The following is a 16,510-nucleotide window of genomic DNA, read 5'->3' on the forward strand; positions in this document are numbered from 1 at the left end:
ATAACTTGATAACTGATAACTTAAAACCGAATAACTGATATTACCTTCTAAATTGTCCCAAATCAACTTTTACCGAAAAGATATTAGAGTACAAAGCCACGCCAGTACTGCCTAAATTGGTTAAAGCATAATCTATTTGAATGCCTTTGTATTGAAATCCGAGTCCAATATTGGGTTGAAAATCGGTTTTGGTACTAGTGTCTAATTGGGTTACTTTTTGGAAATTTCCTACTCCTGCTCTCAAAAAAACTAGGTCGGTGTAGCCCAATTCAAAACCAAAGGCGGGATCAATACTTACAAAATCAGTAGCAATAATGTCATTGGTTTTGGCAAAACGCATGTTGAGGTTCGCAGCGGCCAAAAGGCTGTAGTCGTAATGAAAAATAAATTTTTTTGCCAGACCCAGTTGGGCTTTTGGTGCTGTGATTTCGGTGCTTTCTGGTAAATCTTGGTTTTCTCCAGGTATGGCATTGGCGATGGATTGGTACTTTTCTTCGTCAATATTCCACACATTGTAGGTGGTCGTGATGTCGCGAATCAGCAAGCCAAACTGCCAATTGTTGCGTTCAAATTGCAAGCCTACATCAAAACCAAAGCCCCATGAATTGGCAAAGTCACCTATAATGCGGCGGACCACTTTGGCGTTGATGCCGTATTGGAAGCCTTGCACAGGCAATTGTCTTGCGTAGGAAAAGGTAAACCCATAATCGGCAGTCGAAAATAACGAGATCCGATTGTAGTCGATGTTTCCTTGATTGTCGATTAATTCGGTGGTGTTTAAGATATCGTCGACCCCAAAACGAATGAGCGAAATGCCCCAAGCGCTTTCTTCGTCGATGGGAGCTGCGTAAGCCAAATAGTCATACTGAGCGATGTTGGCAAAATAATTCGCATGCATGGCGGCCGCTTGATGGTCTTCGAGATGTATCAAACCTGCAGGGTTCCAATAGCCAGAATTGACGTCAGCGGTGCTAGCTACGGCAGTATTCGACCTTCCCAAAGCTGCGGCATCCACCCCGATATTGAGAAATTCATTCGAATACTTTCGAACCGATTGTGCAGCACAGGACAAGGTGAGGAGTACCAAAAAAAAGGGAACGATCTTTTTCAAAAGTAAAATAGGACTAGTTGAGTGAATATTTTCTTCAAAAATAGAATTTTTTAGGGAGCTTATTCTTTACTTCATAGAGAATTCCGTTTTCTTTGCGTGTTGCAGCCGAAACTCTACTCCAAAACGTATTTCTTTTTCAGTTATTATCTTACTTTTGCGTCTACATAATTTAATCTGAATCCCAATGACTATTAAGAAACACATTCCCAATATCATTACATTATTGAATTTATTCTGTGGGTGTATCGCCTTGACTTTTGTAGTACAGCAAGAAGCTGAAATGGCTTTTTATTTTGTGTGTTTGGGGATATTTCTAGATTTTTTTGATGGTTTTTTTGCGCGACTTTTTAAAGTCTCCAGTCCTTTGGGTTTACAATTGGATTCATTGGCCGATATGGTTACCAGTGGTGTAGTGCCTGGATTAACTTTATTCTATATGATGCTCAACGCTTTCGGTTTGCAGCTGAGTGATCCTTTTACTGTGGAGTATGCCTTAGCCTTTTTAGGTTTTTTGGTCACTTTGGGCTCCTGCTACCGATTGGCTAATTTTAATATTGATACCCGACAAACGGACTCTTTTATTGGTTTGCCGACGCCTGCTAACGCTTTGTTTATTTTGAGTCTGCCAATGGTTATTCAACATGTTGATTCGTTTATGCTGTTTGAAATTCTATCCAATTATTGGGTACTATTGGCCATAGCTATAGGAAGTGCTTATATTTTGAATGCCGAAATTCCTTTGTTTTCTTTGAAAGTTAAAAAAATGTCGTTCAAAGAAAATAAATTGACTTTTTTCTTTCTTGCCGTTTCTCTTTTATTGTTGGTTGGCCTTCAATTTTTAGGTCTCCCTTTAGTGATTCTTTTCTATGTGTTGCTTTCAATTGTAACTAATAAATGGCAGAAGCCATAGCTTGTTGCGCATGAGAAAAACTACGAAAAGATATACCAAACGCTCTTCCAGTAAAAAAGTAAATAATGGAATGGTTTTGCTTAAAAAAGGCTTGTGGGCTGGAGTCCTTCTCCTTTTTTTGGTTTTGATAGGGTATCATTATCGCACGGCTTTTGCTTATTATTTGGGTTTTAAATCAGATAAGATAAGTAAAACCGATGTTTTTTCGGAAGCCAGAAATTTGCGAGTACTCGAAAAACATGAGGGCAAAACCGTTGGAATAGATGTTTCTGAATATCAAGGAAAAATCAGTTGGTCTTATGTCGATACGATTGAGAATCAATACCCTTTGCATTTTGTTTTTATCCGGGCTACTGCGGGCAATAATGCTGTAGATCGTCAATTTAAGCGCAATTGGGAAGGCGCTAAAAAGAACAAAATGATTCGTGGTGCTTATCATTATTATCGTCCTAATGAGAATTCCCTAGAGCAGGCAGCGTTGTTCATCAAGACCGTTCATTTACAAACGGGAGATTTACCTCCTGTATTGGATATTGAAAAGTTACCCAAAAATCAATCCATGTCCAACCTCAAAAAAGGATTGCGAAGATGGCTGCAAGCTATCGAAAATCATTATAAAGTGAAACCTATTATTTACACGGGGGAAAAATATTATGATGATTTTTTGAAAGAAGAATTCAGTGATTACCTCTTCTGGATTGCCAATTATAATTTTTATCGAGAAGAAATTCAAAACGATTGGCTTTTTTGGCAATTTACCGAAAAAGCAGCAGTTCCTGGCATAAAAGGAAATGTCGATGTGAATATTTACAACGGTGATTTGCAACAATTGCAATTTATTACCGTTGAGTAGATTGGAGAAGGAGGTGGGTGTGTTAAGGACTCATTTTAGTAGGTTAATCGTTTAATTGTATAATTGTTTAATCGTTTGATTGTATAATTGGTTGATTGTTTAATCGTTTAATTGATTTTGTTTGCTTTTTTTCAAACTTATATGGCCTAATTTCCCTTATATGGTTTCAAAGACTTTCGACTTTAATCAAACACTTTAATGACTCCTATGTTTCACTAATTTTTATGTTTAGCGATTAAATATTTTTTATTAAAAAAAATGTAAATATCACCAAATCTGGGTATTGTGGTTTTTGTTTCCTCTTTTTATTTTTATTTCAAGACTACTTGTTTCTTTTTTAGCAGTAGTTGAAGTCTAACTTAAATAAGGATTCAATTGAAAGTAAAAATTATTTTGCCTGTTTTTATCGCTTTTTTGTTCAGCTTTTGTCCTGTATTTGGCCAACAAGGAAAAGTTGATCCTACCTTTAACACTTATGACGATGGCCTTTTGGGTGATGGTTTCGATGCTACTGTTAGAGCTTTAGCGGTTCAACCTGATGGGAAATTGATTGTTGGTGGAGAATTTCTAAATTTTAATGGTGTGGCAACCCCTTATTTGTGTCGTTTGTTGCCTGATGGATCCAAAGATGTTGCTTTTGCATTAGGGTCAGGATTTAACAACAAAGTTTATGCTTGTTTGCTTCAGCCCGATGGAAAAATCCTCGTTGCTGGTTCTTTTACTACTTTTAATGGTGCCGCTGTTGGTCGAATAGTTCGGTTACATTCTGATGGTACTCGGGATACATCATTTATTGCAACGCCTGGGGCTACGAATAATATCATTTACGATATCGCCTTACAATCCGATGGTAGTATTTTTTTGGTAGGAAGTTTTACGAGTTTTAATAACAGTAGCGCTAATAGAATAGTGAAAATTTTGAGTAATGGAGCTGTTGATACTAGCTTTAATGTTGGCTTGGGAGCTTCTGGATTGATTGAAAAAATTGAACTTCAATCGGATGGTAAGATTATTATTGGTGGAGCTTTTGCTACATTCAACGGAGTAAGTGTGGGTAGAGTAGCCCGATTACATGCTAATGGAAGTTTAGATACTAGTTTCAGTACTGGAGTTGGTTTTGATAACAATGTGAGTGCCATAGCTTTTCAAGCAGATGGTAAAATTATTTTGGGTGGTTCTTTTACCACTTACAAGAGTAATTTAGCGAATCGAGTTTTGCGCTTATATGCTGACGGAACTTTTGATACTTCTTTTGTTTCTGGTTCAGGTTTTAGCTCGGGGGCAGTTGAGACAATTTGTGTCACTTCGAGTGGAGCGATTATGATGGGAGGTTCTTTTTCTGGTACTTATGATGGAGTAGCGGTCAATAGAGTACAACTTTTTCATCCCGACGGGACAATCAATACTGCTTTTGATATAGGTGCAGGACCCGCTTCAGCAAGTGTTTTTGCTTTAGAAAATTTCATGGAGTCCTCTTGGTATGTTGGAGGTTCTTTCTCCATTTTTGATGATCAAAATCAAGGAAGGTTAGCCAAAATTGATGTTCAAGGTACCTTAGATGTTGGGTATCTCACTTCGGGAGTGGGCTTGAATAGTAGTGTTTCAAAACTACTTCCGTTATCCGATAAAAGTGTGATTGTTGTTGGGGATTTTACTCAATTTAATAATCAAGAGGCTCCTCGAATCGCTAAACTCAACGAGGCAGGCGAAATGGATGTTAGCTTTACTACTTCAGGGCAAGGCGCTAATGCTACCATTCGTAATTTGGCGTTGCAACCTGATAGTAAAGTAATTATTGTTGGGAATTTTACTTCTTATAACGGGACTTCGGTCAATAGAATCGCTCGTTTATTATCCGATGGTAGTTTAGATACTTCGTTCAATATTGGATCGGGTTGCAACGGACAGGTGTATGGCGTAGCGGTTCAGTCGGACGGGAAAATAATTTTTGTAGGTAACTTTTCTTCCTATAATGGCATGGCCGCGATAAAAATAACACGATTATTACCCGATGGCACATTAGATCCCAGTTTTAGTACGGGTTTGGGAGCTGAAGATGGTATAGTCGAAACGGTAGTTTTGCAGTCGGATGGAAAGATACTCTTGGGAGGTCATTTCACAGTTTTTAATGGAATTCCATCTCAAAAGATTGTCCGTTTGCTTGCGGATGGGAGTGTTGATAGTACTTTATCTATTGGGTTAGGATTTGATAAAATCGTTTATACTTTGGCTTTGCAATCTGATGGTAAAATTTTGGTTGGGGGCTCTTTTTTGACTTTTAATGGAAATTCAAGACGAAGAATCGTTCGACTGCATCCTGATGGGAGTTTGGACACTAGTTTCTTAACTGGAGCAGGATTTAGTAACGGAACGGTTAGAGCTATTTTGGTGCAACCGAATGGTAAACTGCTGCTTGGAGGTACGTTTTCTGGAACATATAATGGAGTAGGTGTCAAAAGAGTGGTTCGTGTTCAAGATGATGGAAGTGTAGATGGAAGCTTTTTGACCCAATTGAATGGTAGCCTGTTTGCTATGGCTTTTACAACAGATGAAAAACTATTGATTGGAGGAACTTTTAATTCGATTTCAGGGGTGACCAAGCATCGTGTGGCTAGGCTTCTATTGTGTGTAGATAGTACGAAACGAGTTGCAGGAGCTTGGACCAATGCAGCACCTACCCCCGGAAAGGAATTGCTTTTTGAAGATAATTTTATACTTGCAGAAAATATTTATGCGTGTAGTTGTACTATTGCTGCTGGGGTAACGGTTAGTATTCCCTCTAATCTTGCCTTGTCTTTGCGGTATCAATATTCGGGTGACGGTCTTATGGTTTTGGAAAGTGGAGCTTCTTTGCATCAATTAGAGGATCAGGTTAGTAATATGGGGATGATTAAAATGAAAAGAAATACCACGCCTATTCGGAAAATGGATTATACCTACTGGTCTAGTGCGGTGCAAAATCAAACATTATTTGATGTGTCTCCTTTGACACTTTTAGACAAATTTTTTTCGTTTGATGGGACTAAGGGACAATGGAAAAAAGAGTTGTCTTCAGGCGTAATGACTATTGGAAGAGGCTATATTATTAGAGGTCCACAATCTTTTTCTACCACGCTTCCTTCGGTGTATGAAGCTGTTTTTTTAGGAATTCCGAATAATGGAGTAGTTAATTTTTTGGTAGCGAGTGATCAATACAATCTGGTAGGTAATCCGTATCCTTCGGCAATTGACGCTAATTTGTTTATGGCCGATGCGAATAATGCGGGTATTATTTATGGCGCTTTGTATTTCTGGACTCATAATACGGCGCTTTCAAATAATGTGTATACTGCCGATGATTATGCGACTTATAACCGCACGGGTGGTACGGGAACCGCAAAAGGAGCGGCTCTTTCTGGTGGTTCAATTCCATCAGGAAAAATTGCTTCAGGTCAGTCTTTTTTTGTAGGGACAAGCTCAGGAATTCCAGCGAACAGTAGTTTTCAATTTAAAAACAGTATGCGAATCATTGGTGAAAATGATCAATTTTTTAAACCATCCCATACTAAAAAAGCAACAACTATTGTTAAACATCGCCTTTGGTTGAATTTGAGTAATAACGGTGGGGCTTTCAAACAACTGCTAGTAGGGTACCTCGCAGGAGCGACCAACGATTGGGACAATGGGTATGACGGTCCGAGTTTTGATGGCCAAGAGTTTGTTGATTTTTACAGTATCAATCAAGGAAAAAAATTAGCCATACAAGGACGTGCCTTGCCTTTTGAAATCACAGACGAAGTGCCTTTAGGCTACCGAAGTACCCTTGCTGGAGACTTCGATATTAGTATTGATAATAGAGATGGAGCTATGTCCAGTCAAGAAATTTGGTTGGAAGATAAAAAGACGAATACCCTTCATGAATTGAGTAAGGGCAAGTACACTTTTACAGCCGTCAAAGGGGTGGAGAATGATCGATTTGTGTTGAAATATACTAACAAAAAATTGAGTATGGACGATAATGAAGTCGCAGCTGCCTCACTTTTTGTAAGTGTGAAAAACAAAAAAATAACGCTTATTTCTGCTGTAAAAGCGATATCACAAGTGCAAGTTTTTGATTTGTTGGGGAGAAAAATATATGATAAATCGAAAATCAATGCACAAGAATGGTCGATTTCGACTTTGCCTTCAAGTGAACAAACCTTGATTGTGAAAACTACTTTGGCCAATGGCGTCATCAGTAACAAGAAGATTATTTACTAAAGTAATAGCTTTTTAATTAAAAACCCTTTCAGAGTCTACTAGTGCTTTGAAAGGTTTTTTTGTTGGTTTAAACTTTGTGAACCTTGCGTAAACCCTTGCGAAAATTGCGGTTAAATTTTTCACCACAAAGCAACACGAAGAAGGTACAAAGCTTCACAAAACCATACTCTTGAACTTTGCGTCCTTTGCGTAAACCTTTGCGAACTTTGCGGTTAAATTTTTTAGCACACAGAAACACGAAGAAATCACGAAGCTAAAAAAGCAATAGTGTTGAACTTTACGGTTAAACTTTTCCCGATTTCTAAAACGAAGTTCTATAGGTATAACTTACTCGATTTGCTGTTTATCACATTGGAATTTTGAATTTCTTTTTTTGGAATTTACTTGGATGGTTTATAGGTGTAAAAAGTATTTTAAACCTAAACTTCTAACATCAAGACGGTTAAAGTGTGCTATATCTTACTCAAACTTTGGGGTGGTTGAATTAGAGACAAGTACTAAGCAAAAGCATCATTAATGAGCTTTTTTTCCTGAGTTTCTCGGTCACAGTATTGTTTTTTAGTGCTTTACGTGTTTTTTTTTTGGTTAAAACATTTGATTTCTTTTAAAGAAGCCTTAATTTTAAAGCATTATTGTTCAGTTATTTAATAATAATTGTAACAATCTTCAATTTATATACAGCCTATAAACATTTAATCCTTATGGTGAGAATTACTCTTAATAACGGCGCTACTTCTGTTACTATCAACAAATTTGTCTTGTTGGTTTTTGGTTTACTTTGTTCAACACTATCTCTTTTTGCTCAAACAGATAGCTGTTCTACTAGTCCTGATGGAGAAGTAATTGTCAATGGAACTTCTTGTTCTTTTGTAACTTTTAATAAGTCCTTTGATGCTAGAAATGGCAATGCTTATTGGCTAAATACTGCTCTAGCCGCTTGCAATGCTGCTACATCGGTTGATACCTGGGGATGGTTTACTGCCATTTCCACTTCAACCACGATACGGTACGAATCGACTGAATTGGGTGTAGCTCCCATACTGCATTTGTTTAATCAGTGCAATCCTATAATGTCGGATATAGGTTGCGCATATAACCCAGGAACTGGTTTGGCGGAGGTTACGATTGCTACCGTAATTGGTCAAGCGTATCATTTCAGACTTCAGGCTAAAGATAGTGATGGCCCATACCCTGGGCGGGTTTGTATATTTAATAACGCTATAGTTCCAGCTCCAACCATTACAAGTTTGGCTACATCTAGTGGATGTCCTGGGAGTAGCTTAGTGATTAACGGAACTAATTTATTAAGTGCTAATGCAGTAAAAATAGGGGGTACTCCAGCTCAAATAATTTCTAAAAACGAAAGCTCGGTAACAGTAAATGTAGGATTAGGAACTACTGGAACCGTTGAAGTGACTACTCAAGGAGGTACAGCCACATCAATAGCTTCTTTTACTGTTCTTTCAGGAGGTTCATCAGATCCATTGGGATCACCTTGTAATCCATTTACCAGTCTTTCTCAAGTCAGAACTGCTACTCCCAATGGCCAATATAGTTTTGTTCTTAACGGAAATGTTTTCAATTCCAGAATAGAGAATGGCTTTCTTTTAATTGCTAATGATGTTGGAGCAGCTCTCTCATTAGATTTACAAGAGCTTTCAAATTTAAGCGTTACCACTAGGGGAATTGTCAGTTCAGGTGTGTTATCCAATTTAGGAAATGTAAGTAAAGTAAGAATAAAATCAAGTGATGGCGTTTTAGATGTAGAAACCACCGATCCCACCATTATAGCTAGGGTTAAGGCTGGACAAACCATACATCAAGGACAAGCAGATAATGTACTTAATGATTCATGGGCAGGCACTTCAGCGGCGAATATAAAAGAAGATGCAGGTTGTCCTACCTCGTTCGGTGCCTCATTGAAAGGCAATCTTATTCATACCTGCGGATCATTTAATGGGATGAACTGGATTCCTAATATAGGCTATAGAAGAATCAATGATAGTCAAGGAGATGTTGCCACAGGAGTCAGTTTTGGGTTGTGGGTAGAAGGGGTGCCTAGTTTACAGGTAATAGCACAGACCAATGCTGCGCAAAATATTACATCGAGTACCGTTACTTTAACAGGGGAAGTAAATCCTCGATTGTTAACGGGTACTTATGAATTTGAGTTGGGGCCAACTACCGTTTACAATCAAACGATTGTTGCTACTCCGCCATCGGGGTCTGGCGATGCCGTTGTTCCCATTACAGCTGATGTAACGGGTTTGCAACAAAATACCACCTATCACTACCGAGTAAAAGTCACCACTGCTGATGGCATTAGCTATGGTAATGACCAGACCTTTACCACGCTTTCGATAAATGCGCCACCAACTGGTAACTTAATTCATAATTTTGAGTTCAACGGTAATTTAAATGATTCTCAGCCTACAGGGGAGTTATTTTCCATACCAGTGCCGTGTACTAATTCTTTTGGGACAAATCCGAATCAATGGAATTGGACAGCAACACGTTCTCCTGGTGGTGGTCTTTTTCTGGCTACAGCTAATTTACCAAATCCAGAAAATTATACTTTAGCACTAGATTTTTCATTTTCCGATGTATCAGGGAAAAGGAAAATACTTTCATTTGGGGATTTCTTTGAGAATAAGGGAGTTTATTTTTTGAGTGGAGGAATAGATCAGGTAGATGGAAGTATTTATGGTTTTGGAACTTTAAATGCCAATACATTTTATAAGTTAATCCTAACTAGAGACGCAACGACCAAAGAATTGAAAACCTATATAATTGGCCCAAGTGGTGTACTGCAACTTTTAGGTACTTTAACAGATACTAACAATGATGCGGTTCCTATAAACAGTTCGGCTAGTAATAGAGATTTCACCTTTTTCTTAGATGATGCTTCTACAAATAATGAATATACACCAAGTGGTTCGGTTCGATTTATTAAAATGTGGGATGCGCCCTTATCAGAGGCTCAACTTACTACGCTCTTTCCTTCACCACTACCTACCATAACCTCCTTATCCACTTTATCTGGATGCCAAGGATCTAGCTTAATCATCAACGGGGCCAATTTAACCGGAGTACAATCGGTAACTATAGGAGGCACTGCGGCTACTGTTGTAAGTACCACAGCTACTAGTGTTACGGTAACGGTGGGTAGTGGCACCACAGGAACAGTTTCGGTAACATCGCCCTCAGGAACAGCTACTTCAACCGAGGTGTATACGGTTGCTTCAGGAGGGGCTTTGGGTTCGGTATGTAATCCGTTTACCAATGTCAATCAAGTTACAGATGCTACCCCAAATGGTTTGTACCATTTTGATTTAAATGGAAATAAATTTGAAACCAAAGTAGAGAATGGCTGGGTATTGGTGTTGAATGATTCAGGCGCATCAGTTAAACAAGGATTGCAAGTAGTGAACACCTTAGACGTAACCACAAGAGGAATATTGAGCAACAGTGTCTTGTCGAATTTAGGTGATTTTAATAATATAAATGTTAAATCGAGTAACGGAGTTGTCGATGCGTTTAGTAACAATGCTACTCTTGTTTCAAGACTGAAAGCTAGTCAAACTTTGCATCAAGGATCGAATGATAATGCTATCAATGATTCTTGGACTGGGATTGGTGCTGTATATCTCACCACAAATGCAACCTGTCCTTCAGGAGATGGGAGTGCATTAAATGGTAGTGTAATTCATATTTGTGGACCTTCAAACACACTCAACTGGATTCCAAATAGAGGCGTTCGTGAAATCACCGATGCGGCTGGTTTTGTAGGCGCAGGAATTAGCTTTGGTTTATGGATTAAAAAAGTAGCTACTCCAACTATTCTGAGTTTATCGAGTTTAAATGGCTGCATCGGAGCTACTCTGGTAATAAACGGAACTAATTTAGCCACTACCCAAACCGTAACAGTTGGAGGTACAGCGGCGACTGTTATTAGCGCTACTGAGACCAGTGTAACTGTAAAAATTGGGAATGGTACTACGGGTACCGTACAGCTTACTACACTCGGGGGTTCTGTTACTTCTGCAGAGACCTATACAATCAGTACTGTCTTTAATCCATCAGAACCTTTGGGTACAGGATGTAATCCGTTTACCAGTATTCAGCAAATAACTCCTGCAACACCTAATGGGCTGTATTTTTTCAATTTAGGGGGAAATGCATTTGAAACCAAAGTAGAAGGAGGCTGGGTATTGGTGTTGAATGACGTGGGTGCATCGGTGAAGCAAGGATTGCAAGTAGTGAACAGTTTAGATGTAACCACAAGAGGAATATTGAGTAACAGTGCATTGTCAAATTTAGGAAATGTAAACGCAGTAAAGGTTAAATCTAGCGATGGAGTATTAGATGCAGTCAGTAGCAATAGCGCCATTATTTCTAGGGTTAAAGCCGGACAAACCATTCACAAAGGGCTAGTTGATAATGCCATCAATGATTCTTGGATAGGAGCATCAGCTTCCAGTTTGACAGGAGATGCGACATGTACTAATACATCCACAGACATCACATTAAATTTGAACGTTTTGCAATTATGTGGTAATGTAAATGGTGTCAGCTGGATACCTATCGCTGGTGAACGAAGAATTAGTTTTAATAATGGGGATGTGGCTGATAATGTCAGTTTTGGTTTATGGGTGAAACAAGCTTCTCCTGTAGCAGGCATAAGTGGTCGTAATCTCTGGCTAAAAGCGAATGAAGGTGTCACTAATTCAGGTGCTAATGTAACTGGCTGGACAGATCAAACAGGTACCAACACATTTACAAAACAGGGTACTATTGGATATCAAACCAATGGCATCAACTTTAATCCAACCGCAAGTTTTTCAAATGGTTACACTACAGGGGTATTGCCCCCCAATAGATTAGAAGGGAATACAGACATCAATGTAGTACAAGCGTTTGCAGTGTATAAAAACGCTACAAGCAGTCCTGCAAGAACGACTTCATTATTTGGACGCTTTGATGGTAATAATAATGTGACTACGGGTCTTTTTTTAGGTCCAACAAACGATAATACTTATGTTTACTTTGAATTGAATGCAATTGCAGATGCGTATCTGTCTTTTCCATCATCCATAAATTATGATAAGTTTAATTTGCAAACCATTGATGTATCTCCAACAGTTACTCCGTTTGCGAAAGCTTGGACGAATGGAAAGAATAGTTTGGTAGAAGCAACACCTACTGGCGGTATAGAATATATGGCAATTCCCTTAACGCCTTTAATAGGTGGAACAAAAAATTCAAGTTTTTTCAACTTTAATGGTGAAGTAGCCGAAATTATTACGTATAACACAGGACTAAGTACGTTTGATAAAATAAAAGTTGAAAGCTATTTAGCTGTGAAGTATGGAATAACACTAGATGAATCTGTAAATAATTATGTTAGTTCTAGTGGTTCTTCAATTTGGGAATATCGAACCCATTGGCACGATGTTTTTGGTATTGGTAAAGATGATGCAATTTCATTAAATCAATCTCAATCTAATAGCATTAATACAGGAAGTGGGGACGGTACGGGTCAAAGTGGGAAAGGAAATATTGTATTGAGTGATCCAACATCGCTTGATGATGGTGATTTCTTGATGATGGGTCACGATAATGCGGCATTGACTGAACAGACAACCGAAGTCCCCAAGGCAGGACAAAATAGAATAGCTCGCGAATGGCGGGTGAAGCGAAGCGGAGATCCTGGAACAGTAGATTTGAGTTTTGATATTGCAGGACTTACGTTTTCAGGAAGTACAGCCAGTCAGTTTAAACTTTTGATTGATGCAGATGGCGATTTCAATAGCGGTGCAACCTCCGTTAGTGCAGGCAGTCTTTCGGGTTCCAAAGTAGTGTTTAACGGAGTAACACTACCAGATGGTTTTTATTTAACCATTGTTACCAAAACCCCTGGACCTGGTGTTACAGGTGCTAGCCTTTGGCTAAAAGCGAATGAAGGTGTCACTAATTCAGGTGCTAATCTAACAGGTTGGGCTGACCAAACAAATACCAATACGTTCACCAAAGTGGGAACTATAGGATACCAAAACAATGCGATTAACTTTAATCAATCGGTTGTTTTCAAAAATCCTGAAAATAAAATCAATTTACCTGTAAACAGACTAGATGGTAATACCGATATTTTATATGTAGATGGTTTTGCAGTTTATAAAAGCAATCGAACAAAATCAACACTTATTGGGGGCGTAAATGCTGGAGCAAAATACGGTCAAGGAATTTTTGTTTCAGATGGAGTTCCCCAAGTATTGGTGGGAAGTGGCGCTAATTCAGCCCATTCCCAATTCAACAACCCGAATTTGTCGTCTTATAATATTGCCAATTTGGATGTAAGTCTGACTACTAGCCCCTTTGCTACTGGAAGACTGAATGGATTGCCGCAAACCTTATCACATTCGGGAGGTCAAGCATTTACTTCGCTGAATGTAAAGCCTATGATTGGAGGAACCAACAATAAGAGGGATCCAGGGGGTTGGTTTGACTTTGAGGGAGAGGTAGCCGAAGTAGTCTTGTTCCCATCAAGTCTTACTTTAGTAGACAAAGTAAAGGTCGAAAGTTATTTAGCCATTAAATATGGAATCACTTTAGCCCCCTCTGTTGTGAGTTATGTTAATTCATTAGGTACTGTTCTTTGGAATGATACCAAGTATTGGCATGATGTGTTCGGTATTGGAAAAGATGATGCTAGTTCATTAAATCAATCTCAGTCCAATAGTATCAACACGGGAAGTGGCGATGGAAAAGGGCAAAGTGGTAAAGGAAATATTGTATTGAGTGATCCAACATCGCTTAATGATGGTGATTTCTTGATGATGGGTCACGATAATGCGGCATTGACGGAGCAAACTACCGATTTGCCTGCTAATTTGAGTGGTAAAAAACGGCTATCTCGTGAATGGAAAGTAAAAAAAACCAATACCCCAGGAACTTATAATTTAAGTTTTGATACTACAGGACTTTGTTTGTCTGCTAGCACTGCAGCAGATTTTAAACTGCTTGTGGATTCCGATGAAGACGGGGAGTTTATTGCGGCAACCACCATAGATGCTGCGTCTTATGCCAACAATATTTTGTATTTCACAGGTGTTGATTTGCCAAATAATGCTGTTTTTACCTTTTTGACTTCGCCTCCAACAATCCAGCTTACTTCTGCTGTAGGAACCGATGCGCAAACGGTATGTGCGAATACAGCGCTTACGTCTATTGTTTACACTACTTCAAAAATCACAAATGCAGTGGTCACAGACTTGCCAGCGGGAGTGAGTGCCAATTTTTCATCTAATACCTTAACCATTAGTGGTACGCCTACTGCTTCGGGGGTTTTCAATTATACCATTCAATTGAGCAGTACCCAATGTCCTCCACTAGCCGATGTGAAAGGCACAATCACGGTTACAACCTTACCCAACAAGCCAAGTATTACCACATCAGGCCCCACTAGTTTCTGTGCACCAGGATCGGTGGTTTTAACTAGCAGCGCTGCAACAGGCAATCAGTGGTACAAAGATCGTGTTGCAATTGTTGGTGCTACTGGTACAAGTTACACAGCAACCGATACTAATACCTATACTGTAATTGTAACTCAAAATGGTTGTATTAGTCAAGAGAGCGATTTAGTAGAGGTGACGGCTAATATTGCTTCGAGCGCCCCAACGTTGAGTGCTAATGGTAATACGGTTATTTGTGAAGGAGGCAGTGTGCGTTTACACACGTCTTCTTTAACTGGCAATAAATGGTTCAAAAATGGAGTTGAAATTCCAGGGGAAACCGGTCGTGATTATAATGCCACAAGCACTGGAACTTATACCGTAGAGACAATCAATACGGCGGGTTGTGTGAGTGGATTGAGCACACCGATACAGGTAACGGTAAACCCAAATAAAATTGTAGCACCTATTACAGGAGCAGACAGCGTTTGTAAGGGGTCAAGCATCACCCTTTCAAGCACTACAAAAACAGGCGTTTGGAACAGCAGCAATACCGGTATCGCAAGTATTGATGGTTCGGGAGTGGTAACAGGGGTGAGCGCTGGTACAGTAACCATTACCTACAGCGAGGCCAATAGCAGTGGTTGCGTGACTAGTGTAAGCAAAACCATTACGGTCATAGCCCAACCGATACAGCCTACCATTACCGCTTCAGGCGTAACAAGTTTCTGTTCCCCTGCAACGGTGACCCTAAGCAGTAGTGCTACAACAGGCAATCAGTGGTACAAAGACGGCAACGCGATAACGGGTGCTACCGATAGCGTCTATACTACAGCGGATTCAGGTTCTTATACCGTAATTAGTACGATAGATGGTTGCGCTAGTGCAGAAAGTGCTGCGGTGGTAGTCACCGTTAGTGTGCCACCAGCAGTAGATCCTATAGCAGGGGCAGCAGTGGTGTGTGCAGGAAATACAATACAACTAAGCAATACAATCCTTAAAGGGGTTTGGAGCACTAGCAATACAAGCATCGCCACTGTTGATGGTTCAGGTAGAGTAACGGGAGTAAGTACTGGAATAGCCACCATTACTTTTACCGTTACCACTAAATTTGGATGTGCTACTAGTGTGAGTAAAGATATTACCGTAATTGCCTTACCATCTAAACCTAGTATCACGGCAGCGAGCAGTACAAGCTTCTGCGCCCCAGGATCGGTGGTTTTAACTAGCAGTGCCAGTACAGGCAATCAGTGGTACAAAGACGGCACTATAATAGCAGGAGCAACAACCAGCAGTTATACCGCCGCTGATTCGGGTATTTACACGGTAATAGTGACACAAAACGGTTGTGTTAGTGTTGAGAGTGACCAAGTAACGGTAACAGCCAATGTTACCCCGAGTGTTCCAACATTGAACGCTACAGGCAATACGATTATTTGTGAAGGAGGCAGTGTTCGTTTACACACCTCTTCATTAACTGACAATATATGGTTTAAAGACGGACTAGTAATTCCTGGAGTAACCGGCAGTGATTATATCGCGACCACTACAGGTACTTATACTGTAGAGAGTAGTAACACATCGGGTTGCGTGAGCGGCTTGAGTGTGCCTATTGTGGTAACGATAAACCCCAACCGAATTGTGGCACCTATTACAGGAGCAGACAGGGTTTGTGCCAATGCGAGCATCACCTTAAGCAATGCTACTTCAGGTGGGGTTTGGAGCAGTAGCAACACCGGTATTGCCAGTATTGATGGATCGGGAGAGGTTACAGGGATAATTGGAGGTACGGTCACCATTACTTATAGTGCGAGCAATACAAGTGGTTGTGTGACTAGTGTAAGCAAAACCATCACGGTAACCCCAGAGCCAGTAACACCTGTTATAGCAACTTCAGGTCCTACTTCCTTTTGTTTACCGGGTTCGGTAGTATTGAGTAGTAGTGC

5 protein-coding genes are annotated in these 16,510 nt (G+C 39.7%); 4 read left to right on the top strand and 1 reads right to left on the bottom strand.

Features of this window, described 5'->3' with window-relative positions; genetic code table 11:
• Positions 1-40: 40 nt before the first annotated feature.
• Positions 41-1,111, bottom strand: coding sequence for a putative type IX sorting system protein PorV2 (locus AO58_RS0110165; RefSeq protein WP_024981607.1), 1,071 nt, complete (start codon positions 1,109-1,111; stop codon positions 41-43).
• Positions 1,112-1,295: 184 nt separating this feature from the next.
• Between AO58_RS0110165 and AO58_RS0110170 the strand changes: the two genes are divergently transcribed.
• The 4 genes from AO58_RS0110170 to AO58_RS17160 form a co-directional block, all read left to right on the top strand.
• Positions 1,296-2,021: a CDP-alcohol phosphatidyltransferase family protein gene (locus AO58_RS0110170; RefSeq protein ID WP_024981608.1), complete on the top strand. Its 726-nt coding sequence runs from the start codon at positions 1,296-1,298 to the stop codon at positions 2,019-2,021.
• A gap of 10 nt (positions 2,022-2,031) precedes the next feature.
• On the top strand, positions 2,032-2,874 hold the full coding sequence (locus tag AO58_RS0110175; RefSeq protein ID WP_024981609.1) for a glycoside hydrolase family 25 protein: 843 nt from the start codon (positions 2,032-2,034) through the stop codon (positions 2,872-2,874).
• Positions 2,875-3,249: 375 nt separating this feature from the next.
• A complete protein-coding gene (locus AO58_RS0110180; protein WP_024981610.1) occupies positions 3,250-7,113 on the top strand; it encodes a RemA C-terminal-like gliding motility protein in 3,864 nt (1,287 codons plus the stop codon).
• A 701-nt stretch (positions 7,114-7,814) separates the two neighbouring features.
• A partial coding sequence (locus AO58_RS17160; RefSeq protein ID WP_035717591.1) for a beta strand repeat-containing protein occupies positions 7,815-16,510 on the top strand: 8,696 nt, incomplete at its 3' end.

The sequence above is a fragment of the Flavobacterium succinicans LMG 10402 genome (genome assembly GCF_000611675.1).
GTDB classification, from domain to species: Bacteria; Bacteroidota; Bacteroidia; order Flavobacteriales; family Flavobacteriaceae; genus Flavobacterium; species Flavobacterium succinicans.